Below are 22,867 nucleotides of genomic sequence, written 5' to 3'. Positions count from 1 at the left end.
CCGCATGAAATGGCTAATCGCGCTGGCGGTCATCTGGCTGGTGTGGCGTTACATGCCACGCCCGACCAAGCCGAAACTCGCGCCCCGGCTGCCGCGTGACGAGGCGGACGCGCTGGCGATCCTGGACCTGCCGCCGGGCGCGGATGCCGAGGCGATCCGCCAGGCGCATCGTCGCCTGATCGGGCAGGTCCATCCCGATCGCGGCGGCTCGGCCGACCTGACGCGGCGGGTGAACGCCGCGCGCGACCTGTTGCTGGCGCGCCGTGACGCCTGATCCTGGGACCGAGCGAATCGCCGCGATCCACCCGAGCGCCTGCCGCGAATATGACGTGCGCGGCACCGTGCCCGAGACGCTGGACGAGGGCGCGGCCTATGCGGTCGGGCGCGGCTTCGCCACACGGGTACGGCGGGCGGGCGGCACCCGCGTCGTCGTCGGGCGCGACGGGCGGCTGAGTTCCCCCATGTTGGAGGCCGCGCTGGTCGACGGGCTGACCGACAGCGGCGTCGATGTCGTACGGATCGGCCTGGGCCCCACGCCGATGGTCTATTTCGCCGAAGCGACTTTAGGGGTGGACGGCGCCGTACAGGTAACGGGCAGCCATAATCCCCGCGACGACAACGGCTTCAAGATGGTGCTGCGCCATCGCCCCTTTTTCGGCGAGGACGTTCAGGACCTGGCGCGCATGGCGGCGACGCGCGACTGGACCCAGGGTGCGGGGAGCGTCGAGCAGGTCGATATCCTCGACGCCTATGTCGACCGGCTGCTGGCCGGTTATGCGGGCGGTGAATACCGCATCGGCTGGGATTGCGGCAGCGGCGCGGCGGGCCCCGTCATCGAAAAGCTGGTCCAGCGCTTGCCGGGTGAGCATCATACGCTGTTCACCGATGTGGATGGTCATTTCCCGCATCATCACCCCGATCCGACGGTCGAGGCCAATCTAGACGCGCTGAAGCGACTCGTGGCGGACAGACGCCTCGATTTCGGATTCGCTTTCGACGGCGATGGTGACCGGATCGGCGCGATCGACGGACAGGGACGGGTGATCTGGGGCGACCAGATTTTGATGCTGCTGGCGGGCCCTGCCCTGACCGAGCATCCGGGCGCCCCGATCGTCGCGGACGTGAAGGCCAGCCAGGCGCTGTTCGACCATATCGAAGGCCTGGGCGGACGGCCGGTCATGTGGAAGACCGGCCACAGCCTGATGAAGACCAAGATGCTGGAAACCGCAGCCCCGCTGGGCGGCGAGATGTCGGGGCATATGTTCTTCGCGGGCGAATGGTATGGATTCGACGATGCCCATTATGCGGCGATCCGCCTGATCCGCAGCGTCCATTTGGCGGGTCGTTCGATGACCGAACTGCGCGGCGCGATGCCCCTGATGGTCGATATTCCCGAAACGCGGATCGCGGTGGCCGAGGCGGACAAGTTCGCCATCGTGAACCGGGTGGCGGCGGCGCTGGCTCGGGATGGGGCCGAGGTCAACGATACCGATGGAGTCCGGGTGCGGACGGCGGACGGCTGGTGGCTGCTACGGGCGTCCAATACGCAGGCCGCGCTGACGGTGCGCGCCGAGGCCGGGGATAGAGCCGGACTGGAGCGGGTCTTGGCGGAGTTGGACGGCTATCTGGCGGCGCAGGGGGTACGCCGGTAATTTGGCGAGGCTCGGGACGTGGCCTTCGACTTCGCTCAGGCTGAACGGAGCGAGGGGGTTTACATTTTTGCCCCAACCGCCGTTCAGCCTGAGCGAAGTCGAAGGCCAAGGGGAGCCCTATCGCAAGGGCTCCCCAAAACCCCGATCAGATATCCCCGATCATCTCCGACAGCACCTCCAGGCAAGACACGCCCAGCTTGGCCGAACGCTCGCCGGACCAGCCATGGACGCGGTCCGGGTTCGGGGCATGGTCCTTGAACGGCATTTCCAGCGTCACCGACACCGCACCGAATCGCTCGGCGAGCTGGTTGGTCGACATGGCGAGGTTGGCATTGCCCGCGCTCGACTTCTCATAGCCCATCTGGGTCTGGAAATCGGGCGTATGCGCAGCCAAGCGGCGGCCGAATTCATAGAATTTGGCGCCATGTTCCTCGGTCCAGCTCGGGATGCCCTCGAACCCGGCGATGAAGTTGGCCGGAATCGCCTCGTCGCCATGCGCGTCGATCGCGAAATCGACGCCGGTCTGGTCCATGCGATTGCGCACGCACAGCACTTCGGGGCTGCGCTCGGGCGTCGGGTCGTGCCATTCGCGGTTGAGGTTCACACCCGCCGCATTGGTGCGCAGATGCCCGCGTCGCGTGCCATCGGGGTTCATGTTGGGCACGACATGGACCGTCGCCGCCGCCAGCAGCGACTCGGCCGCCGGGCCGGTCAGCCAGTCGAGCGCGCCCTCCATCCACCATTCGGCCATCGATTCGCCCGGATGCTGGCGGGCATAGAGCCACACCTGCTTCGGGCCGGAGCCGAGGCGGAAATAGTCGATCGGCTGGCCGTCCAGGCTCTGGCCGATCTCTTCGTGATGAACACCCTTCGCGGCGATTCGCGCGATCAGATCGTGGTGACGTTCCATCGTATAGGGCTCGAAATAGGCGAACCACGCGACGTCCAACTCGCCTGTCCACTGCCATTCCAGCACGCCGCCCGCATAGCGGGTCGGCGTCATCCGCCATTCCTGCCGGTCGGTCGAGGCACGGACCTGATAATTCGGCCAGCCATCGGGAAAGGCCGAATCCGCCCCGTTCAGGATGCGGAAGGTCAGCGTCCGTCCCTTCGCGCCGCCGACCCGGAAATAGAACCACTGGTAAAAGTCGGAATCCTTGTCCTTGACGATCTCCAGGTCGACCCGGTCGCCCTCGATCGCCACCACGCGGATATTGCCGCCGTCGAAGGACGCGTTGATGGTCAGGGTCATCGCCTTACTTCACCTCGATCGTGCGGCCCGATTCGCCGGGGAATTTGGTGAACAGCGCATCGGCGAGCTTGGCGGCCTGCGCCTGCGCGTCCAGCTTGGCGAGGGCCTGAACCGGCGCGATGTTGCGCGCGCTGCCTTCCCAGATAGGCGACTGGTCCACGCGGCGCTTGATCTGGACCGACAATTCGGTGCCGATGATCTCCTGCGGCTGGCTCTTGCCGATCGGGAAGCTCAGCCCCCCGCCCAGCCCCACGCCGCCGCCACGACCGCCCGAGAAGCTGCCGCCGCCCAGACCGATCGAGAAGGGCGAGGGACGCGGCGGGCCCAGCCGGTTGGCGCGGGTGAAGTTCACGGTCGCGATGAAGTCGGGCTGCGCATCGCCCTGCGCCAGCGAATAGCCGTTGCGCAGCAGCGCGGTTTCGACCGCAGCGGCATAGGTCTTGAACTCGATGCTGGCCGGGCCGGTGGCCGACAGCGGCTCGACCCGGATGGTGCCGCGCGCGATCGGCTGCCCCAGGTGATAGCGGATTACCTCGGTCGGCGGCAGGCGCCCGCCCGTGGTGGAACAGGCGACCAGCGTTCCGGCGGCAGCCGCGAGGATCAGGAGCGAGCGGGCTTTCATGCGTCGAAGACCTTGAGATGTTACGGATGGGCAACGCATGACATATGAGGGATGATCCGGCGGCGGAAGAGGGCGCGGCGATCATGACCCATCCGTCATGCCGGAACCTTGACTTAAGCGCCGGTTGCCACTAGGCGGCGACGCTTTCCAGATCACCCTCCAGTTCAAAAGAAGCGAATCGATCATGAAGATCCGCAATTCCCTGAAGTCGCTCAAGGATCGTCACCGGGACAACCGCGTGATCCGCCGTCGCGGCCGCACCTATGTCATCAACAAGACCAACCGTCGTTTCAAGGCGCGCCAGGGCTAATCAGCCCTGATGCCGATCGAATCGAACGTGACGGACGAACAGTCCGTGACGCGCGCCGATCGGCCGACCGCCGTCATCTTCGACGTCGGTCGTGTGCTTTACGACTGGGATCCCCGGATCCTGTATCGGCGCCTGATCGCAGACGATCGGGCGCTCGATGCATTTGTGCGCGATGTCGTCACCACCGAGTGGCATTTCCAGCATGATGCGGGCCGCGACTTCGCCGACACCTCGGCGGAGCTGATCGTGCTGTACCCGCAGCATCGGGAATTGATCGCCGCCTGGGGCCCGCGCTTCAGCGACAGCATCGGCGATCCGATCGCCGGAATGCATGAACTCGTCGCCGAACTGGATGCGGCGGGTGTGCCCTTGTTCGCGATCACGAACTTCAGCCATGAATTTTGGCCGCCCTTCCGTGCACGCGAATCGGTGCTGTTCGATCGCTTCCGCGACATCGTGGTTTCGGGCGACGAAAAACTGGTGAAGCCCGATCCCGCCATCTATCGCCTCGCGCTCGCCCGATTCGGGCTGGAGCCGGGGCAGGCGGTATTTATCGACGACAATCGTGCGAATATCGATGCGGCGGCGGCGTTAGGCATTCACGCGCTGCACTTCACCGACGAAGCGACGCTTCGGCCGCAGCTTCGGGCATTGGGATTGGTGACCTAGCCGCACAGTTGGCCCGTGCGCTTCGACTTCGCTCAGCGTGAACGGCCTTTAATACCAAGTCCCATTCAGCCTGAGCGTAGTCGAAGGCCACGCTCGAACCTCACCGCGACAACGACGCCAATTGTGCCTCGTTCGCCTGGCTGGCCTCCGTCTGCAACAGTGCCGGATCGAAATGATCCCCCACCATCTGATCGGTGACGATCACGGTCGTCCCCACCGAGGTGATCGAAAACAGCTTCTTCGCAAAGGCCGCAGGCAGCCGGATGCAGCCATGCGAGTCGGGGAAACCGGGATTGTTGCCCGCATGAAGCGCGACACCATCCCAGGTCAGGCGCTGCATGAACGGCATGGGAGCCGCATTATACAGGTTGCTGCGATGCATCTCGCGCTTCTGAAGGATCGGGAAGACGCCGACGGGCGTATCCTTGCCGTCCTTGCCGGTCGACACCGCAGCCGCCGCGACCATCGTGTCGCCCCGATAGACATAGGCACGCTGCATCGGAATGCTGACCACCACCGTCACCGGCTGTGCGATCGGATCGACCGCCGTCATCTGCGGATCGGCCCAGACGAATCGATTGGGGGCAAGAGCGGCGGCGGCCTGTGCCACCGTGGCGGTCCCCGGCCCGTCCTCGGCCAGAGCCGGTGCGGCGAAACCCAGCGTCGTAGCACCCAGCAGGGCGGCAAAAGCGAGAGCCTTCATATCCCTTTTCCTTGGCGAGTTCACAAAATATTAAACCCGTCAAGCGACAATTGGTGCCAAGCGAAAATTTTTGCGATGCGACGGAACTTTCGCTGAATCGATGGAACCAAGCGATCAACCGATGGGCCGATGGGCAGAAAAATGGCCTGACCTTTGCTACATAGGTCTTGCGGGAATTCTGGGGTTGAAGGACCAAAATGCACGATAATCTGGACGCGGCGCCGGGTCGGCGCGCGCTGTTGAAGAACGCGCTGGTGCTCGCCGGGGCATTGGCGGTTCCGGGGGCGGTGAGTGCCCGGGGACGGCTGACGGCGGGCGATCTTCGCCCGGTGCGCCAGCCTCCGATCCCGAGCCGTCCGACCGTTCCGGCAGTGCCGCAGGCGATCCTGGCCTCGTCGCGGGTCGTTCGTCCGGCGCTGCTGCGTCAGGCGATGGCCTCGCTACAGAAACACGGTTCGCAGGTGCGGCAGCGCGACCGGATGGCGATCGTCGATTTCGCGGTCGGCTCGTCCGAACCGCGCCTCCATTTGGTCGACCTGATCAGCGGCAAGAGCACTTCGCTGCTCGTCTCGCACGGCAGCGGGTCGGACCCGTCGCACAGCGGCTATGTCCAGCGCTTCTCCAACGCGTTCAATTCGAACGCCAGCAGCGAGGGCGCCTTCCTGACCGACAATTATTATGTCGGCAAACATGGCCGGTCGCAGCGTCTGGTCGGGCTGGACCCCACCAACGACAATGCGCTGGGCCGTGCGATCGTGATCCACTCGGCCTGGTACGCCAATCGCGACATGATCCGCAGCCACGGGATGCTGGGCCGCAGCCAAGGCTGCTTCGCGGTTGGCGAGAACGACCTAGACCGCGTGTTCGCCAATCTCGGCCCCGGCCGGATGATCTACGCCGCCAAGGTGTAACGATCTCAAATCCTCCCCGGCACGGGGAGGTGGCAGGCCGCAGGCCTGACGGAGGGGGGATCGCCACGCGGGACGTCCCTCGCGGCATGCCCCCTCCACCATCCTGCGGATGGTCCCCCTCCCCGTACCGGGGAGGATAAGAATTGCGATCCTGGGTGGCGGGGGTTAAGCCCCCGATCCTCATGGCCCAACCGCTGATCATCGCCGTCCCCAAGGGACGCATCCTGGCCGAGGCGTTGCCGTTGCTCGCCGCCGCTGGCATCCGGCCCGAACCGGCCTTCACCGACAAGGACAGCCGCGCGCTGCGCTTCGCCACCGATGTCCCCGGCATCGAGCTGATCCGCGTCCGCGCCTTCGACGTCGCCACCTTCGTTGCGCATGGCGCGGCGCAGCTGGGCATCGTCGGATCGGACGTACTGTCCGAATTCGGCTATTCCGAGCTTTACGCGCCGGTCGACCTGAAGATCGGCCATTGCCGCATCTCGGTCGCCGAGCCCGCCGCGATGGCGGAGAGCGATGATCCGCGCGGGTGGAGCCATGTCCGCGTCGCGACCAAATATCCGCATATCACCAGCCGCCACTTCGCCGCGCGTGGGGTACAGGCGGAGTGCGTCAAGCTGAACGGCGCGATGGAGCTGGCCCCGACTTTGGGCCTGGCGCCGCGCATCGTCGACCTGGTGTCCTCGGGCCGTACGCTGAAGGAAAACGGGCTGGTAGAGGTGGAGGTGATCGAGGAGGTTACCTCGCGCCTGGTCGTCAACCGTGCCGCGATGAAGACGCGGGCGCAAGTCGTGCCGCTGGTCGAGGCGTTCCGCCGCGCCGTGGCCGAGAAGGAAGCGGCATGATCCGTCTCGATACGCAGGAACCGGGCTTCGCCGCCGCGTTCGACGAACTGGTCGATGCCCGGCGCGAAAGCGATGCCGATGTCGCGCGCGATGTGCAGGTGATCCTGCGCGCGGTTCGCGACGATGGCGAGGCGGCGGTGGCAGCCTTCACCAGGCAGTTCGACGGCCATGACCTGGCCGAGACCGGCTGGCGGATCGAGCCCGCCGATTGCCGTGCGGCCTATGAGGCGCTGGAGCCCGAACTGTGCGCCGCACTCGACCTCGCCGCCGCGCGCATCCGGGCCTATCACGAAAAGCAGAAGCCGACCGACACCGACTATGTCGATGCACAGGGCGTGCGGCTGGGCGCGCGCTGGACGGCGGTGGATGCGGCGGGAATCTATGTCCCCGGCGGACGCGCGGCCTATCCCTCCTCGCTGCTGATGAACGCGATCCCGGCCAAGGTGGCCGGTGTCGAGCGGCTGGTGATGGTCACCCCGACGCCCAAGGGCGAGATCAACCATCTGGTCCTCGCCGCCGCGCATCTGGCGGGCGTGGACGAGGTGTGGCGCGTCGGCGGCGCACAGGCGGTGGGCGCGCTGGCCTATGGCGCCGGGCGCATCCAGCGGGTCGATGTCGTCACCGGCCCCGGCAATGCCTGGGTCGCGGAGGCCAAGCGCCAGGTCTATGGCATGGTCGGCATCGACATGGTGGCGGGCCCGTCCGAGATCGTCGTGGTGGCGGACGGCCGGAACGACCCCGACTGGATCGCCGCCGACCTGCTGAGCCAGGCCGAGCATGACACCGTCACCCAGTCGATCCTGTTCACCGATGACGCCGACTTCGCGACCCGTGTCGCCGAAGCCGTCGACCGGCAGATCCCCGAACTGGCGACCGCCAGCGTCGCACGGACCGCCTGGGACGCGAACGGCGCGATCATCGTCGTCGATTCGCTGGAGGCGGCCATACCGCTGGTCGACCGACTGGCGCCCGAGCATCTCGAACTCGCGGTGGACGATCCGCAAGCGCTGTTCGACGGGCTGCGTCACGCAGGCTCGGTCTTCCTGGGCCGCCATACGCCGGAAGCCATCGGCGATTATGTGGCCGGGCCGAATCACGTCCTGCCCACGGGCCGCCGCGCGCGTTTCGCCAGCGGGCTGTCGGTGCTCGACTTCATGAAGCGGACGAGCTTCCTGGGCCTGACCGAGACGGCGCTGAACGAACTCGGCCCCGCGACGGTGGCGCTGGCCCATGCCGAGGGGTTGCCTGCGCACGCCAAGTCGGTGGCGCTGCGGTTGCGGCTCAACCGATGATCGTCGCGCCCGCCGCGCCGGAGCATCGGGAAGGATGGCTGGCGTTGCGGGCGGCGCTCTGGGGAGAGGAAGCGGGTGATCCGGCGGACCTGTCAGAAGGCGACGGGAATTTCGTCGCGCTGGAGGATGGCCGGGTGATCGGTTTTGCCGAGGCGGCGGTCCGGCATGATTACGTCAATGGCTGCGACACCTCGCCGGTGCTGTTCCTGGAAGGGCTGTTCGTCGATCCCGACCATCGCCGACAGGGCGTTGCCGGGGCGCTGGTCGCGGCGGTGGCGAACTGGGGCCGGGCGCGAGGGTGTACGGAATTCGCCTCCGATGCCGAGATCGACAATGTCGACAGCCATGCGCTGCACCGGGCACTGGGGTTCATGGAAACCGAGCGGGTGGTGTATTTCCGCCGGGAATTGTGATTGACCTTCAGCCCTTGGCCTTCGACTTCGCTCAGGCTGAACGGCTGTTGAAATAATTGCCCTCGCCCCGTTCAGCCTGAGCGAAGTCGAAGGCCTCGTCCATGCCCCCTCACCCAAAACACGTGACGGATTGACGACAGCCCGGTAAAGGCCCGCCAATGACTCGTCCTCCAGCCCGTACCCAGGCGCGCGCCGCCGCGCGCCTTGCCGCCGTTCAGGCGCTTTATCAGCATGACATGGAACAGACCCCGCTGGCGGCTTTGCTCCACGAATTCCACAATCACCGCATCGGCGCGACCATCGAGGATGTCGAATATGCCGATGCCGATATCGATTTCTTCGACGATGTCGTGAAGGGCGTGCAGGCGCGCCTGGGCGAGATTGACGTGATGATCGAGGGCAAGCTGGCCAAGGGCTGGACACTCAACCGTCTCGACAAGCCGATGAAGGCGATCCTGCGCGCCGGGACCTATGAACTGATCGCACGCCATGACGTGCCGGTCGGCGCGGTCATCAGCGAATATGTCGATGTCGCTCACGCCTTCTACGAAAAGCGCGAATCGGGCTTCGTCAACGGCCTGCTCGACGCGATCGCCAAGGTCGCGCGGGCGTAACGCCCGACCGCCCCGATGAACGAGGCGGACTTCATTGCCGCGTTGCGCCGGATGCCGCTGCATCCCGGTGCGCGCGGACTGATCGACGACAGTGCGGTGCTGACCGCCGCGCCGTTGGTCGTCACCACCGACACGCTGGTCGAAGGCGTGCATTTCCTGCCCCACGACCCGCCCGCCGATATCGCGTGGAAGCTGGTCGCCACCAACCTGTCCGACCTGGCCGCCAAGGGGGCGCTGGTCGAGGGGGTGCTGCTCAACTATCCGCTGGATGATTCCGCCTGGGACCGCGCCTTTCTGGATGGTCTGGCGGCGGTCCTGAACCATTTCGACGCGCGGTTGATCGGCGGCGATACCGTGACGTTGCGGGGACCGCGCAGCCTGACGCTCACCGCCTTCGGTCGCGATGCCGCCGCCCCCGCCCGCGATGGCGCCAAGGCGGGGGACGCGCTGTGGGTCACGGGCACGATCGGCGATGCCGGTCTGGGGCTGGTGATCGCGCAGGCGGGCCATGGGCCGATCGCGCTGCGCGACGCCTATCGCCGCCCCTATCCCCGCCTGACCGAGGGCCGTGCGCTCGGCCCCGTCGTCCATGCGATGATGGACGTGTCGGACGGCCTGCTGATCGACGCGGGCCGAATGGCCCGGGCCAGCGGGCTGGCGGTGACGGTCGCGCTCGATACGGTCCCGCTGTCCGAAGAGGCGCGGGCGTTCGGCGGCACGGACCGGGCAGCACGACTGGCCGCCGCGACCGCCGGGGACGATTACGAACTGCTCTTCGCCCTGCCCGCCGGGATCACACCGCCAGTCGCCGCCACGCGCGTCGGCAGTTTCGCGCCCGGCCATGGCCTGACCCTGACCGACTCGGGAAAGCCGATCCCGCTGCCGCCCCGTTGGGGCTATGAGCACCGCCCCGAACGCTGAATCCCCTTTCCTCCCTCCGTTACGCTGTTAATCTGGATTGGTTCGGCTCCTGGGGAGTGGCGCCGACATGGGGGGATCGGGAATGCGTGGGGTAAGGAAGCTGGGCGCGTCGGTGACGGCGCTCGCATTGATGACGCTGACGGGCATGACGCAGAATGCGGGCCAAACAACGGCCGCCCCACCGGCCGCCCCGGCCAGCCCAACCGCCGCAACGGGCCCCCTGTCGGTCGAGGCCTTTGCCGCGCTGCCCGAGTTCGAGGGGCCTGCCCTGTCGCCCGACGGCACCCGCATCGCGGGCAAGCGGGCGCTGAACGGCAAGCAATATCTGATGGTCGCCCCGCTGATCAAAGGCCAGGGAAAGACAGCGCTGGCCGCGCTCAGCGACAAGGTCGACGTCAACTGGTGGCGCTGGGTCAATGACGAATGGCTGGTCGTCGGGCTGGGTAGCCAGGACACGATCCAGGGCGAGGAATATTATGTCACCCGCCTGATCGGCGTCCGCGCCGACATGACGAAGATGGTGAAGATCGACTGGGACAATTCGGGCTTCCGCGCCGACGAGGTGCTGTGGACCGCGCATGACGGCACCCCGCGCCTGCTGTTCGCCAAATCGACCGGCATCTATTCCATGTCCGAGGTCTATCCTTCCGTCTACGAAGCGGACATCTCGACCGGGCGGGTCAAGCGGATCGCGAACGGGCAGACCGATGTGTGGGACTGGTATGCCGACGGCCAGGGCCAGTTGCGCATGGGCGTCCGCTATAGCGACGAGACCCGTCAGAAGAGCATCCTCTATCGCCAGTCCAACGCCGAGCCCTTCCGCACCATTGCACGCGCCAATGGCCGCAAGGACGAATCGGTCCTGGTGCCCAGCGTCTTTCGGACCGATGGCACCGCGCTGGCGATCGATGACAGCGACGGATATGACGCCCTGTACGAGGTTTCGCTGCCCGACCTGAAGCTGGGTCGCAAGCTCGGCACCGTCACCGGCTATGATATCGACGGCATCATCAAGACCGCTTCGGGCGACGATATTTCGGCGATCCGCTACACCGACCAATATTATCACGACGCCTGGACCGATCCGCGGATCAAGGAATTGCAGGCGGCGCTCGACAAATCGGTGGCGCCGCGCCGCGCCGAGATCGTGTCCTGGAACACCGCCCGCACCCGCTTCCTGGTGACGGTCAGCAGCCCGTCCTCGGCGGGGTCGCTCTATTATTGGGATACCGATTACGGCAACATGCAGTTCCTGTCCTGGGCCAATTCCCAGTTGAAGGGCCAGCGGCTGTCGCCCGTGCGTACCCTGCGCTATCCGGCGCGTGACGGCACCTCGATCGAGGCGATCCTGACCATGCCGCGCGGACGCGGGACCAAGAATCTGCCGCTGATCGTCATGCCGCATGGCGGCCCCTTCGCCCGCGATTCCGAGAGTTGGGACTGGTGGAGCCAGTATCTGGCCGAACTGGGCTATGCGGTGATCCAACCCAATTATCGCGGCTCCTCAGGCTATGGCACCGCCTTCGCCAAGAAGGGGCAGGGCGAATGGGGCCTGAAGATGCAGGACGATCTGGACGATGCGGTCGCCTGGCTGGCCAAGGAAGGCATCGCCGACCCCAAGCGCGCCTGCATGGTCGGGGCCTCCTATGGCGGCTATGCCGCGATGCGTGCGGCCCAGCGCAACAGTGCGCTCTATCGCTGTGCGGTGTCCTATGCGGGTGTGTCCGATCTTCAGGCGATGAAGCGGTACGATTCGCGTTTCCTGTTCGGCAAGACGCGTGCCGACTGGCTGCAGAAACAGGCCCCCGACTATCACGCCGTCTCGCCTCGCTTCGGCGCGGCCGACATGGCGATCCCCCTGCTGATCGTCCACGGCAAGGAGGACAAGCGAGTCCCGGTCAACCAGTCGCGCATGATGGTGTCCGCGCTGAAGGCGGCGGGCAAGCCGGTGAACTATATCGAGCAACCGCTGGCCGACCACCACTTCACCCGCGCCGAGGACCGGCTGGAATTCCTGAAGGCGATGGCCGCATTCCTGGAAAAATATAACCCGGCGTGACGGGGTTCATTCCTCCCCTGCAAGGGGAGGAATTGAGCGAGGCAAACATCTTGCCCAACCCCCTCACCAACCCCATATCGAGGGCTGATTCGGCGTGCCTTTCCTTTTCGGCCCATTGCGGCTATGGCGGCGCCTCTTCGACATACCCTATAACACGACGAACCGAGGTATTTTTTGGCCAAGGAAGAACTGCTCGAGATGCGCGGCCGCGTGGTGGAACTCCTCCCCAACGCGATGTTCCGCGTCCAGCTCGAGAATGATCACGAGATCCTAGGACATACGGCGGGCAAGATGCGCAAGAACCGCATCCGCGTGCTGGTCGGCGACGAAGTGCTCGTCGAGCTGACGCCGTACGACCTGACCAAGGGCCGGATCACCTACCGCTTCAAGTGAGCGACCGGCCCTATATGCCGCTCGTCCTTGCATCCTCCTCCCCGCGCCGCCGCGATCTGCTGGCGCGGCTGGGAGTCGTGCCCGACCGAGTCGCCTCGCCCGATATCGACGAAGCCCCCCGTCCCGCCGAGTTGCCCCGCGTCTACGCGCTACGGCTGGCGGTGGAAAAGGCGCATGCGGTTGACCGTGCGGACGGCGAGATCGTCGTCGCGGGCGATACCACCATCGCGCTGGGCCGTCGCATCCTGCCCCCCGCCGAGACCGAGGACGTCCAGCGCAAGCTGCTGCGCCTGATGTCGGGGCGGCGGCATCATGCGCTGTCCGCGGTGTGCGTCATCGACGCCACCGGCAAGGCGCGCACCCGGCTGGCCGACACCATCGTGGCGTTCAAGCCGCTCTCCGACGACGAGATCGACGCATACATCGCGTGCGGCGAAGGGCTGGGCAAGGCCGGGGGCTATGCCATCCAGGGCCGCGCCGAGGCGTTTGTGCGCTTCCTGCAAGGGTCGCATTCCGGCGTCATCGGCCTGCCGCTGTTCGAAACCCGCGCCCTGCTGAAGGCCGCTGGGCTGCCGCTTGTCTGAATGGCTCTATGAGGCCGGGATCGGCGAGGCCCGTGCCGCGCTGGTCGAGGATGGCCGCATCGTGCAGGCCGCGACCGAGCTGACCGGCACGCTGACCGTCGGCACGGTGGCCGAGGGGCGGTTGGTCGAGCTGCTCCCCGGTCGACAGGGGCGGGTGACGTTGAATCAGGGCGGCGACGTGCTGCTGTCCCCGGTGCCGAAGGGCATGACGCAGGGGGCCGCGCTGACCGTCATCGTCACGCGCGAGGCGATTCCCGAGCGCGGCCGCGCCAAGCTGCCCAAGGCGCAGCTCGCCCCCGAAGACGCGCGCGCCGCCCCCGGCCTCGATCTGCGCGCACGAATCGCCGCGACGGGCTTTCCCGTGCGTGAGATCCTCCCGCATCAACCCGACGACCTCGAAGCGGCGGGCTGGTCCGAACTGCTCGACGAGGCGGCGACCGGCGAGATCGGTTTCGGTGCGGGCGTGCTGCGCATGACCCCGACCCCGGCGATGACGCTGTTCGACGTCGACGGATCCCCCCCGCACGAACCGCTGTCGATCGCCGCTGCCCGCGCGGTGGCGGAAAGCATCCTGCGCCACGGTATCGGCGGGTCGATCGGCATCGACTTCCCCACGCTGGAGGGCAAGGGCCCGCGCCAGGCGGTGGCGGAGGCGCTGGACGCCGCCCTCCCCCTCCCCTTCGAGCGGACGGCGGTCAACGGCTTCGGCTTCCTCCAGATCGTCCGCCCGCGCCCCCGCGCCTCGATCCCCGAGCGTCTGGCCATCGACCCCATCGGCGCCCGTGCCCGCGCGCTGCTGCGGCAATGGGAGCGCGAGCCGCCCGGCCCCCCGCCGACCTATCCCGTATCCGGCGCTGTCCATGACCGCCTGATGGCCAATCCCGCCTGGCGCGAGGCGCTGGAGCGCCGCACCGGCCGTCCCCTGCAACTGGAACGCTCATGACCACCTGCCCGATTTGCGACAAGCCGACCGCCCCGGACCACGCCCCTTTTTGCTCGCGCGGGTGCAAGGATCGCGACCTTCTGCAATGGCTGGGCGAAGGTTATCGCATCCCGGTCAAAGAAAATGATGAAGAAGGGCTGGACATAGGAGAAAGCCACCCGTAAAGGCACGCCTCCAATCGCAATCGCGGTGTGGGCCCAAGTAGCTCAGTTGGTAGAGCATGCGACTGAAAATCGCAGTGTCGGTGGTTCGATCCCGCCCTTGGGCACCATTTTTCCTACATTGATGGTGTTTTGACGGTTCGCTTGTGGCGGACTGTTTTCATTTGGCCGGGCTTATGTCCGTGGCTTTCTACGCTACGCCCATTCTTTCCGGTTCATCGATCCGCGTTCGGCAAAGCTACCGGCACGCTTGCCAAGACCATCCAGGTCGGCGCCCGCGTCGCGGCAGCCGTTGATCGATATGCGAGAAGCAAAATCGGCACAGCGCAGGCCGCCCCAGGAACATGATCGGCCTGCGCAACGGAGGGGCGGATACGCAAACCGCGCTACTCCTTGCCGCCCTCTCCCGATGCCTTGGCCAGCGCGGCCTTCACTGCATCCTGATTGCCGCTGTCGAGCAGCGCGAGCAGTGTCGCCGCCGGGTTGTCGGGTCGCGCGTGGGGATCATAGGCTAGCGGACGCAGCGTGCGCTTCGCCTGGTCGATCTGTCCGGCCGCAATCTGCTGGCTGGCCAGCATGAAGCGCAGCCCCTGATCCTGCGGCACCAGCTCGAAGGCCCGTTCCAACCCGTTCACCGCCGATTCGCGCGGACGCTCGCCCGCCATACGGAAGCTGCTGTAGAAGACTGCCAGCGGCTCGGCCGCGTTGGGATCGGCGCGGTTGGCGCGGATGATCCAGCTGCGCGCCTCGTTCCACCGCGCCGGGTCCTTGCTCTTGTCGCTGGCGGCGCGGCGCAGATGGAGCAACCCCTTGTAGAGCAGCGCCTGTTGCAGGTCGGGCTTCACCGCCAGCGCCCGATCCGCCGCCGCCTCGGCCGCCTGATCCTGGCCCGCGTCATAGGCCATTTCGGCGAACCAGCCCTGCGCGACCGCGTCCTGCGGAAACGCCGCCGCCACGGTCGAAGCTCGCGCATAGACCTCGCCCGCCGTGTTGCGATTGACGCCGCGATCCGACTGCATCCGGGACGGGATCATCGCCTGTTCGCCCGCGCTCAGCACGCGAACGGACACATCGGTCTTGGGCAGCCGCTCGAACCGGACGAGCATGCCGGGAATCTTGCTCTGGCCCAAATAGCGACCTAGCTCGCGATCCAGCTGTTTGAGCGATCCGAACGCCTCGTTGCCCGCATCGATACTGGGCTTCCCCTGATTGAGCAGGCTCAGATAGCGGTTGAAATTCGCCACCCGCGTCGCATCGAACATCAGATAATGGGTCAGCAGCCAGCCCCGGCCATAGACCTGTTCGGTTTCCATATCGCTCAGCTTGCGGCGCGACGAATCGAACAGTGTCTCGATCGGCAGCTTGGCGGCGTCGAGCAGGCCATAGGCGCGATGCTGGGCCGCGACGCCGAGCATGATGCCTTCGCGCTCGAATCGCGCGGTCCCGACGAACTCGGCCGCGCCCTCGGAATACCAGGCCGGATAGGCGACCTGCGAATTGCCGAGCAGGAAGTGATGGGCATATTCGTGGAACAGCACCTGTTGCGGCTGGAGCGCATTGGGGCCCTCTTCGTCACTCCGCATCGGCGTGAAGGCGACCGAGCCCGAAACCCGGCCCTGATAGAAACCGGCGATATGGTCGCCGCCCTTGCCATAGAGCCGCCGCACCGCCGACACCGTGGGCAGGACATAGACGGTGACGGGATTGCTCTCCTGCCCGTCGATCTCGGGCTTGCCGTAGAGATAGCGCAGCGAACCGTCGAACTGCTCGAGCCGCGTCGCCATGGCGCGGATCGCCTCTTCGGACATGTTTCCGTAGAGGATGAAATGCTTCGCCCGCGCCTCGCGCCATTCCGCCTGGGCGGGCGTCGCCGCCAACAGGCCCAGACATGTCATCATCGCGGCCGCCATCCAGCGGCGCGCACCCATTGCCCCCTTGGTCATCTCCGGCCCTCCCAAGCCGCATCGATCAGGGTCGTTATGTCGTCGAAACGATGGCGGCGGCGCAAGCCTCTTCGGCCCTATCGGCAGTCATATACCTCCCCCTTTCCCTCTCCCCTCCACGAGGGGAAAGGGTAAAAGGCCGGGACGGACGCTACCCCGTCCCGAGATCAGCGGGCCGAGCGGCAGCTATAGACCAGCTTTTCATTGGGCAGCGGCGGCAATTGCTGGCGGATCTGGGCCTGTTCGCCCTCCAGGTTCTGGAGCGCCTTGTCGGTCTTCACGCAGGCGTTGGGCGTGCTGGGCTGATGCAGCTTGCGGATCGCATCCATCGTGGCGGCGGGCAGCATGTAGCGAGTCTGGGTATAGGTGCGCGTGACCGGATCAAAGCGGGCGACGGTCACGGTCGGCTCGTCCTCGGGCACGATGATCCGCTGCCAGCCGCCCTCGCCTTCCAGATACTGGACCTGGCCATCGGCACAGCCCTTGGCACCCCAGTCCAGCCGCGTCTCGGCGGTCGAGGAGACGGTGATCCGGCTGCGATCGGGGATCAGCGTGCAGATCATCGGGCCGATCGCCGTGCCGGGCGCATTCGCGCTCGCGGCCGTCACCAAGGTCTCGCGCGGCAGATGAATCTCGGCGGAGGGGCGCAGCAGGAACACGACCACCGCCGCGACGATCGCGATGCCGCCCGCCGACACGGTCCAGATCGCCGCCCGCCGCGACCCGCGCGACTCCAGCAGCCCCGCACCACCGACCGCCAGCGCGCCGCCGACCAGCAGCAAAGCCGCCACCGCCATCACATTCTCGCGCAGCCGCTCCGCCTCACCGCGCGCGGCGTTCAGCGCCTCCTCGCGGCGCAGCGCCGCCGCATTGGCCGCCTCGCGCTTGGCGGCGGCCGCCTCGACCACGGCGCGGGCATCCGCCGCGCTGTCCTCGCGCAGCCGCTCCTCGATCGAGGTGCAGGGCACGCCGACCGAGGCATAGGGCTGTTTCGCCTCGCGCAGGAACGCCATCAGTTCGGTATCGGCGATCGCGAAGCCGAAGGTCGAATCACCGTCATCGGCGCGGGTCAGCGCCGAGTTGACCCCGATCACCCGCCCGCACGGATCGAGCAGCGGCCCGCCCGAATTGCCCCGCGCGATGCTGGCGGTGTGCAGCAGCACCTCGATGCCCGTCAGCGCCCGACGGCCCGAAGCGACGCCCTGCGACCGGACGGGCGACAGCGGGCGAATATAGTCCGCCGCCGACTGCGCCGTCGCCAGGTCGACATTGCCGGGATAACCCAGCGCGATGACCTGATCCCCCTCGGTCACGGGGCCGGTGAACAGGGCGACGGGCGGCAGCTTCGCCTCGCTGACCTCGATCAGCGCCAAGTCGCGGCGCGAGTCATAGGCGATGACCCGGCCCTGATAGGATTTGCTGCCCTCCGACGGCACGACGCCGATTACGACATTGTCGGGATAGCGCTCGGCCAGTTCGACGACATGGGCATTGGTGACGATGCGGTTGGGCGCCACCGCGAAGCCCGAGCCATGGCCGAACCCGGCCACCTGATCGTCGACCATCGCGATGGTGACGACCCGCACCACGCCGCGCGCGGTCGCGGCTATATCGTCTGCCCCGGCCATGGCGGGCGACAGTCCGACCAGGGTCAGGAGGACGGCAAGGACGAACCGGCTGAGCATCGGGACAGGGCCATATCCCGCCCTTTCCACCGCCTGCAACCGGGATCGGTTAGGCATATGGTAAATCTTGGCATTTAGGGAATCGCCGGATGCCATGGGGAATGTCGGGATGAGTGCGTTCGGTCGCCGTCAGGGTTTGGGAAGCGCAGGCGGTGGGCGCCCGGCCTTCGGCGTCGCGCGCCCGATGCACGGCCCCGGCCCAAATTCCGGTTCCACCACGCGCCCCGATCCCGATTCGCCCGCCCCCGGCGGCGGCTCGCAATTCCCGCCACTGTCCGCACTGGAAGGCGCGATCGCCGCGCCCGGCACGGCCGCCGACGCGATGCAGCGCCTCGCCGAACGCCAGGCCGCTTCCATCGATCCGACCCCGGCACGCGGCGAAGGGTTCGAAGCGTCGATCCACCGCATCAAGGAACAGGTCCTCCCCCGCCTGCTCGAACGCGTCGATCCGGAGGCCGCCGCGACGCTGGGCAAGGACGAGCTGGCCGAGGAATTCCGCCCGATCATCGGCGAGGTGCTGGCCGAGCTGAAACTGACGCTCAACCGGCGCGAACAGTTCGCGCTGGAAAAGGTGCTGGTCGACGAGCTTCTGGGCCTCGGGCCGCTCGAGGAGTTGCTGGCCGACGCCGACATCACCGACATCATGGTGAACGGGCCCGAGCAGACCTATGTCGAGCGGAAGGGTCGGCTGGAGTTGGCCAGTATCCGTTTCCGCGACGAGGAGCATCTGTTCCAGGTCGCGCAGCGTATCGTGAATTCGGTCGGCCGCCGTGTCGACCAGACCACGCCGCTGGCCGACGCCCGCCTGAAGGACGGCAGCCGCGTCAACGTGATCGTGCCGCCGCTGTCGCTTCGCGGCACCGCCATCTCGATCCGCAAATTCTCGGCCAAGCCGATCACGCTCGACATGATGGCGAACGGCGGATCGATGAGCGAGGACATGGCGACGCTGCTGAAGATCGCCGGGGCGTCGCGGTTCAACATCGTCATTTCGGGCGGCACCGGCTCGGGCAAGACGACGATGCTGAACGCCCTGTCCAAGATGATCGACCCGGGCGAGCGCGTGCTGACGATCGAGGACGCGGCCGAGCTTCGCCTGCAACAGCCGCACTGGCTGCCGCTGGAAACCCGTCCCGCCAATCTTGAGGGTCAGGGCGAGATCAGCATCCGCGACCTCGTCAAGAACGCCCTGCGCATGCGGCCCGACCGGATCATCCTGGGCGAGATCCGCGGGTCGGAATGTTTCGACCTGCTCGCCGCGATGAACACCGGCCATGACGGATCGATGTGCACGCTCCACTCCAATTCCCCGCGCGAGGCGCTGGCCCGCATGGAGAATATGGTGATGATGTCCGACATCAAGGTGCCCAAGGAGGCGATCAGCCGCCAGATCGCCGACTCGGTCGACATGGTCGTCCAAGTCAAGCGCCTGCGTGACGGCAGCCGCCGCGTGACCAACATCACCGAGGTGATCGGCATGGAAGGCCCGGTGATCGTGACGCAGGAGCTGTTCGCCTTTGAATATCTGGACGAGGGCACCGACGGAAAGATCATCGGCGAGTATCGCTCGTCGGGCCTGCGCCCCTATACGCTGGACAAGGCCAAGCAGTTCGGCTTCGACAAGGCGCTGCTGGAGGCGTGTCTGTAGGGGATCGACATGACGTCGCCCACCTCGCGCGTTTTCCGATACTGCGCACGCCACCTCGCGCGCAGCTTCCCGCTTCGCTAGGCGTTGGGGCGTGATGCGTTTCCTGCTCTATCTGCTTCCCGTCCCCCTATTGCTGACCGCCGCGATGATGGCGCCCCGCGAGCCCAAGGCGGTTCCTGCGCAGGAGGATGTCGTCGCCGCTGCCGCGCGCGATCCGGGGGTTTCGACGCTTGCGCCGGATGCCGAGGAGCGGTGGATTCCGTTTCAGCTGACGCCGGGCAACCAGATCCGTTTCGCCATGACCATCGACGGGCAGAAGGTCGGCGCGATCCTCGATACCGGGGTCAGCTTCACCTTGCTGTCCCAGGCCTCACCCATCGCCGCCAAGGCCAGGGTGCGGCCCGGTGGACAAGCCAGCGCGATCGGCGGGGCGGTGGCGATCGGGTGGATGCCGACGCGCAGCTTGTCGCTGGGCGGGCTGACCCGCAAGGGCGGCGGGGTGGTGGTCGCGCCGCTGCCTGCGCTCGCGACCGGGGATGCGACGCCGGTCGACCTGCTGGTCGGGCGCGACCTGCTGGCGCCGCACGCGCTCGACATCGATTATGCCGCCAAGCGGTTTCGCCTGATCCCGTCGGGTCGCATGCCCTTTACGGGCGCGACCGCCCCGCTGACCGTGTCGACCGAGCGGCGCGTCTATGAGAGCATGGTCGGGCTTGGCGCGGCAAAGCTGTCCCCGGTCATCGTCGATACCGGCGACGGCTCCGCGCTGACCGTTACCCAGGCGGGCTGGCGGGCGGCGAGGCTTACCGGCTTGCCGACCACCACCGCGATCGGCTTCGGGCTGGCCGGGCCGACGGTCAACGACCTGGCCATCGTGCCGAGCGTGCGGCTGGGCAGCCTGACCGCGCATGAGGTGGAGGTGCGGGTCGAACCGGCCCAGGGATTCAGCGAATCGGTCGGCGCGGCCGGGCGGATCGGATCGGGCTTCCTGCAACGCTATCGCGTGCTGCTCGACCCCGGCGCGGGCCGGATGATCCTGAAGCCCGGCCCGCAGGCCGACATGCCCGCCCAGCGATCGACCGCCGGGCTGTTGATGGGCGTGGCGGGCGACCGCCTGCGCGTGCTGCACGTCATGCGCGGCGGCCCGGCGGCGGCAAGCGGCTGGCGCGAGGGTGACACGATCTGCGCCATCGACGGACAGCCCATTCCGCGCGACTATGTCGACAGCCCCGTCGCCCGCTGGACGGTGGGCAAGCCGGGCACGGTGGTGCGTTTACGCACCTGTGACGGACAGGACCGGACGCTGACGCTCAAGCGCTTCTACTGACGCGACTTTCCCCATTCGCGCGCGACGGTATAGCCCAGATAGCCGGTGCCGAAGAGCGCATAGAGCGGCTCAGGGATAGCGGCGAGATACTGCGCCATGCCGTGCACCATCGCCGCCGCCATGCCCGGCCGCACGCCCGCCAGCAGCCCCATCGGGATGCTCCAGAGCAGCAGCGCGTACATGACATAAAGAAAGGTCGGTCGCGCCCGGCGGGTCCATAGGTCGGTGTCCGGCTCGCCGCTCATGACAGCCGGTCCGCAAGCCAGCCGTAGAGGAACGCCTCATTGGCGGGACGTCGCTCGGCGAGCGTCAGATAGCGTTCGCCCTGCAATGCCTCGACGGCCTTGAGCAGCACGACTTCGCCCGCAGCGCCCCGGTGGCGGAGAAAGGCGTCAAGTGCCGCCAGCGTCACCGCTCCGATCCGTCCGTCCGACGCCAGATCGGGATAGTCGCGCGCCCCGCGATTAAGCGCATTCAGCGCCCGTTGCAGGAACGCGGCCGCGACGTTCGGCCCCATATTGACGCCGGTGTCGAACAGCTCCTCCGCCAGCCGGGGAGCGCGCGCCGCCACCCGGTCGAAGCCGGGCGCGGTCCAATAGAGGCGGCGGTAAATGGCCTCGGCCCGGCCCAGCGGCAGGCGGCGCATCGGCCCCGCATAGCCATCGGCGCGCGCCACCGCCTCGGTAATGCCGAACCGCGTCGCGCCGCCGCGATCGGCGGGATGGTCGCTATAATCCCCCTCACGCGCGATGACCTGCGCGATCATCGCATCGACGCGTGCTTCGTCCCCCTGCCCCATGATGCTCTCCCCCCGTTACGGGGAAGGAGGAACCATATCGGTTCGTTGTAGGACAGCATTTTCTAAGATTCCTCCCCTGCAAGGGGAGGTGGCGCGCGCAGCGCGACGGAGGGGTGTCCCCCTCTCGATAGCGGGACACCCCTCCACCAGCTTCGCTGGTCCCCTCCCCTTGCAGGGGAGGAATGATGGCGTCAGTCCAGCACCGTCCGTGCCAGCGCCAGCGTGCCGAGCGGCCCGGCCTGGTCGCCCAGTTGGGCATGGACGATGCGGTTGGCGACTTCCGCCGCGTTGACGAAGGGCAGATAGCCCGACAGCTTTTCGACCGTCGCGGCACGCACCATGTCGAGCAGCTGCGGCTGGCCCACGCCAACGCCGCCGCCGATCACGATCCGCCCGCAGGCCAGCGTCAGGAACAGTCCGGCAAAGCTCTCCGCCAGCGCATCCGCGACGAAGGTCCAGGCGGGATCGTCCGACGCCAGCTCCTGCGCCGGGCGACCGACGCGCGCCGCGATGCCGGGGCCTGCGACCAATCCTTCCAGGCAGTCGCCATGGAACGGGCAGGCGCCCGCGAAATCGTCGCCCGCCATACGGCGGACCCGGACATGCCCCGCCTCCGGGTGCATCCGGCCCGACACCGGCTGGCCGTTGACGATGATGCCCATGCCGACGCCGGTGCCGACCGTGACATAGACATGGTCGGCCAGCCCGCGCGCCGCGCCCCACTGCCCCTCGGCCAGCGCCGCGCCGGTCACGTCGGTATGGATCGCGACGCGTTCGCCAAAGCCCTCGGACAGCGCACCCGCCACGTCCGCCCCCGCCCAGCCCGGCTTGGGCGTGGCGAGCATATGGCCATAATCCGCGTCGGTCTTGTCGAGCGCGATCGGGCCGAAGCTGCCGATGCCCAGCGCCTCCGGCTTATACTGCTCGTGCCATTCGGCCAAGCGCTGGCGCAAAGCGGCCAGGGTGACGGCGGGGGTCGTGGTCGGCAGGCGCTCGGACACCAGGATGTCGCGCCCGCGCCCGATCAACACAATCGATTTCGTACCGCCCAGTTCAACCCCTGCGACGATCCGATCCTGTGCCTCGGTCATTCCATTCTCCCGCCAGACGCTTTGCTTAAT

25 protein-coding genes and 1 tRNA gene are annotated in these 22,867 nt (G+C 67.1%); 18 read left to right on the top strand and 8 right to left on the bottom strand.

Going from position 1 to position 22,867, the window contains the following annotated elements; translation table 11 throughout:
- Window positions 1-4 precede the first annotated feature (4 nt).
- Window positions 5-274 (top strand): J domain-containing protein, encoded by a 270-nt coding sequence (locus GGQ89_RS02100; RefSeq protein WP_056430611.1) that lies wholly within the window; start codon window positions 5-7, stop codon window positions 272-274.
- Window positions 264-1,652 carry a phosphoglucomutase/phosphomannomutase PgmG gene (gene pgmG / locus GGQ89_RS02095; RefSeq protein ID WP_338112390.1) on the top strand — a complete coding sequence of 463 codons (1,389 nt, stop codon included), beginning with the start codon at window positions 264-266 and terminating at the stop codon, window positions 1,650-1,652. Before GGQ89_RS02100 ends, pgmG begins: the two co-directional genes overlap by 11 nt.
- Window positions 1,653-1,797: 145 nt before the next feature.
- Here pgmG and GGQ89_RS02090 read toward each other — a convergent pair whose 3' ends face one another.
- Together GGQ89_RS02090 and GGQ89_RS02085 are read right to left on the bottom strand one after the other, a co-directional pair.
- The gene (locus tag GGQ89_RS02090; RefSeq protein ID WP_184103683.1) at window positions 1,798-2,904 is read right to left on the bottom strand and encodes a M14 family metallopeptidase; all 1,107 of its coding nucleotides are present in this window, start codon (window positions 2,902-2,904) and stop codon (window positions 1,798-1,800) included.
- 4 nt (window positions 2,905-2,908) lie between these two features.
- The gene (locus GGQ89_RS02085) at window positions 2,909-3,526 is read right to left on the bottom strand and encodes a DUF4136 domain-containing protein (RefSeq protein WP_184103680.1); all 618 of its coding nucleotides are present in this window, start codon (window positions 3,524-3,526) and stop codon (window positions 2,909-2,911) included.
- A 184-nt stretch (window positions 3,527-3,710) separates the two neighbouring features.
- Here GGQ89_RS02085 and ykgO point away from each other — a divergent pair, with 184 nt between their 5' ends.
- Both ykgO and GGQ89_RS02075 read left to right on the top strand, forming a co-directional pair.
- The gene (gene ykgO / locus GGQ89_RS02080; RefSeq protein WP_003046794.1) at window positions 3,711-3,836 is read left to right on the top strand and encodes a type B 50S ribosomal protein L36; all 126 of its coding nucleotides are present in this window, start codon (window positions 3,711-3,713) and stop codon (window positions 3,834-3,836) included.
- Window positions 3,837-3,845: 9 nt separating this feature from the next.
- A complete protein-coding gene (locus GGQ89_RS02075) occupies window positions 3,846-4,505 on the top strand; it encodes an HAD family hydrolase (RefSeq protein ID WP_184103678.1) in 660 nt (219 codons plus the stop codon).
- A 100-nt stretch (window positions 4,506-4,605) separates the two neighbouring features.
- Here GGQ89_RS02075 and GGQ89_RS02070 read toward each other — a convergent pair whose 3' ends face one another.
- A complete protein-coding gene (locus GGQ89_RS02070) occupies window positions 4,606-5,208 on the bottom strand; it encodes a L,D-transpeptidase family protein (RefSeq protein ID WP_184103676.1) in 603 nt (200 codons plus the stop codon).
- Between the two features lie 197 nt (window positions 5,209-5,405).
- Between GGQ89_RS02070 and GGQ89_RS02065 the strand changes: the two genes are divergently transcribed.
- The 12 genes from GGQ89_RS02065 (at window position 5,406) to GGQ89_RS02010 (ending at window position 14,454) form a co-directional block, all read left to right on the top strand.
- The gene (locus tag GGQ89_RS02065) at window positions 5,406-6,119 is read left to right on the top strand and encodes a murein L,D-transpeptidase catalytic domain family protein (protein ID WP_076714979.1); all 714 of its coding nucleotides are present in this window, start codon (window positions 5,406-5,408) and stop codon (window positions 6,117-6,119) included.
- A 182-nt stretch (window positions 6,120-6,301) separates the two neighbouring features.
- On the top strand, window positions 6,302-6,964 hold the full coding sequence (hisG, locus tag GGQ89_RS02060; protein ID WP_058743947.1) for an ATP phosphoribosyltransferase: 663 nt from the start codon (window positions 6,302-6,304) through the stop codon (window positions 6,962-6,964).
- Entirely contained in the window at window positions 6,961-8,256 is a 1,296-nt protein-coding gene (gene hisD, locus GGQ89_RS02055) for a histidinol dehydrogenase (RefSeq protein WP_184103673.1), read from the top strand. The genes hisG and hisD overlap by 4 nt, the downstream gene beginning before the upstream one ends.
- Window positions 8,253-8,669: an aminoglycoside 6'-N-acetyltransferase gene (gene aac(6'), locus GGQ89_RS02050; protein ID WP_184103670.1), complete on the top strand. Its 417-nt coding sequence runs from the start codon at window positions 8,253-8,255 to the stop codon at window positions 8,667-8,669. Before hisD ends, aac(6') begins: the two co-directional genes overlap by 4 nt.
- 158 nt (window positions 8,670-8,827) lie before the next feature.
- On the top strand, window positions 8,828-9,283 hold the full coding sequence (gene nusB, locus GGQ89_RS02045) for a transcription antitermination factor NusB (RefSeq protein ID WP_042490521.1): 456 nt from the start codon (window positions 8,828-8,830) through the stop codon (window positions 9,281-9,283).
- 15 nt (window positions 9,284-9,298) lie between these two features.
- Window positions 9,299-10,204, top strand: coding sequence for a thiamine-phosphate kinase (gene thiL / locus GGQ89_RS02040; RefSeq protein ID WP_184103667.1), 906 nt, complete (start codon window positions 9,299-9,301; stop codon window positions 10,202-10,204).
- Between the two features lie 82 nt (window positions 10,205-10,286).
- A complete protein-coding gene (locus tag GGQ89_RS02035) occupies window positions 10,287-12,263 on the top strand; it encodes an alpha/beta hydrolase family protein (RefSeq protein ID WP_240456569.1) in 1,977 nt (658 codons plus the stop codon).
- 174 nt (window positions 12,264-12,437) lie between these two features.
- A complete protein-coding gene (infA, locus tag GGQ89_RS02030; RefSeq protein ID WP_007403889.1) occupies window positions 12,438-12,656 on the top strand; it encodes a translation initiation factor IF-1 in 219 nt (72 codons plus the stop codon).
- Window positions 12,657-12,670: 14 nt separating this feature from the next.
- Window positions 12,671-13,240, top strand: coding sequence for a Maf family protein (locus tag GGQ89_RS02025; RefSeq protein ID WP_056430646.1), 570 nt, complete (start codon window positions 12,671-12,673; stop codon window positions 13,238-13,240).
- A complete protein-coding gene (locus GGQ89_RS02020) occupies window positions 13,233-14,183 on the top strand; it encodes an Rne/Rng family ribonuclease (protein WP_184103664.1) in 951 nt (316 codons plus the stop codon). Before GGQ89_RS02025 ends, GGQ89_RS02020 begins: the two co-directional genes overlap by 8 nt.
- Window positions 14,180-14,347, top strand: coding sequence for a DNA gyrase inhibitor YacG (locus GGQ89_RS02015; RefSeq protein ID WP_076714963.1), 168 nt, complete (start codon window positions 14,180-14,182; stop codon window positions 14,345-14,347). Before GGQ89_RS02020 ends, GGQ89_RS02015 begins: the two co-directional genes overlap by 4 nt.
- Before the next feature lie 31 nt (window positions 14,348-14,378).
- Window positions 14,379-14,454: transfer RNA gene (locus GGQ89_RS02010), tRNA-Phe, on the top strand.
- A 276-nt stretch (window positions 14,455-14,730) separates the two neighbouring features.
- Here GGQ89_RS02010 and GGQ89_RS02005 read toward each other — a convergent pair.
- Together GGQ89_RS02005 and GGQ89_RS02000 are read right to left on the bottom strand one after the other, a co-directional pair.
- A complete protein-coding gene (locus GGQ89_RS02005; RefSeq protein ID WP_240456568.1) occupies window positions 14,731-16,287 on the bottom strand; it encodes a hypothetical protein in 1,557 nt (518 codons plus the stop codon).
- A 167-nt stretch (window positions 16,288-16,454) separates the two neighbouring features.
- On the bottom strand, window positions 16,455-18,029 hold the full coding sequence (locus tag GGQ89_RS02000) for a S1C family serine protease (protein WP_244955747.1): 1,575 nt from the start codon (window positions 18,027-18,029) through the stop codon (window positions 16,455-16,457).
- 52 nt (window positions 18,030-18,081) lie between these two features.
- Here GGQ89_RS02000 and GGQ89_RS01995 point away from each other — a divergent pair, with 52 nt between their 5' ends.
- Together GGQ89_RS01995 and GGQ89_RS01990 are read left to right on the top strand one after the other, a co-directional pair.
- Window positions 18,082-19,620, top strand: a complete 1,539-nt coding sequence (locus GGQ89_RS01995) for a TadA family conjugal transfer-associated ATPase (protein ID WP_076717907.1) — start codon at window positions 18,082-18,084, stop codon at window positions 19,618-19,620.
- A 94-nt stretch (window positions 19,621-19,714) separates the two neighbouring features.
- Complete coding sequence (locus GGQ89_RS01990) at window positions 19,715-20,947, top strand: aspartyl protease family protein (RefSeq protein ID WP_240456603.1); 1,233 nt, start codon at window positions 19,715-19,717, stop codon at window positions 20,945-20,947.
- Here GGQ89_RS01990 and GGQ89_RS01985 read toward each other — a convergent pair.
- The 3 genes from GGQ89_RS01985 to GGQ89_RS01975 all read right to left on the bottom strand — a co-directional run bounded on the left by GGQ89_RS01985 (window position 20,941) and on the right by GGQ89_RS01975 (window position 22,837).
- Entirely contained in the window at window positions 20,941-21,192 is a 252-nt protein-coding gene (locus GGQ89_RS01985; protein ID WP_184103661.1) for a 3TM-type holin, read from the bottom strand. The genes GGQ89_RS01990 and GGQ89_RS01985 overlap by 7 nt on opposite strands.
- Window positions 21,189-21,746, bottom strand: coding sequence for a glycoside hydrolase family 108 protein (locus GGQ89_RS01980; protein WP_184103658.1), 558 nt, complete (start codon window positions 21,744-21,746; stop codon window positions 21,189-21,191). Before GGQ89_RS01980 ends, GGQ89_RS01985 begins: the two co-directional genes overlap by 4 nt.
- Before the next feature lie 191 nt (window positions 21,747-21,937).
- The gene (locus GGQ89_RS01975; RefSeq protein ID WP_184103655.1) at window positions 21,938-22,837 is read right to left on the bottom strand and encodes an ROK family protein; all 900 of its coding nucleotides are present in this window, start codon (window positions 22,835-22,837) and stop codon (window positions 21,938-21,940) included.
- Window positions 22,838-22,867 lie beyond the last annotated feature (30 nt).

Origin of the sequence: Sphingomonas yabuuchiae (assembly GCF_014199595.1) — a bacterium.
Classification (GTDB): Bacteria; Pseudomonadota; Alphaproteobacteria; order Sphingomonadales; family Sphingomonadaceae; genus Sphingomonas; species Sphingomonas yabuuchiae.
This window is presented reverse-complemented; position numbering and strand designations above follow the sequence as displayed.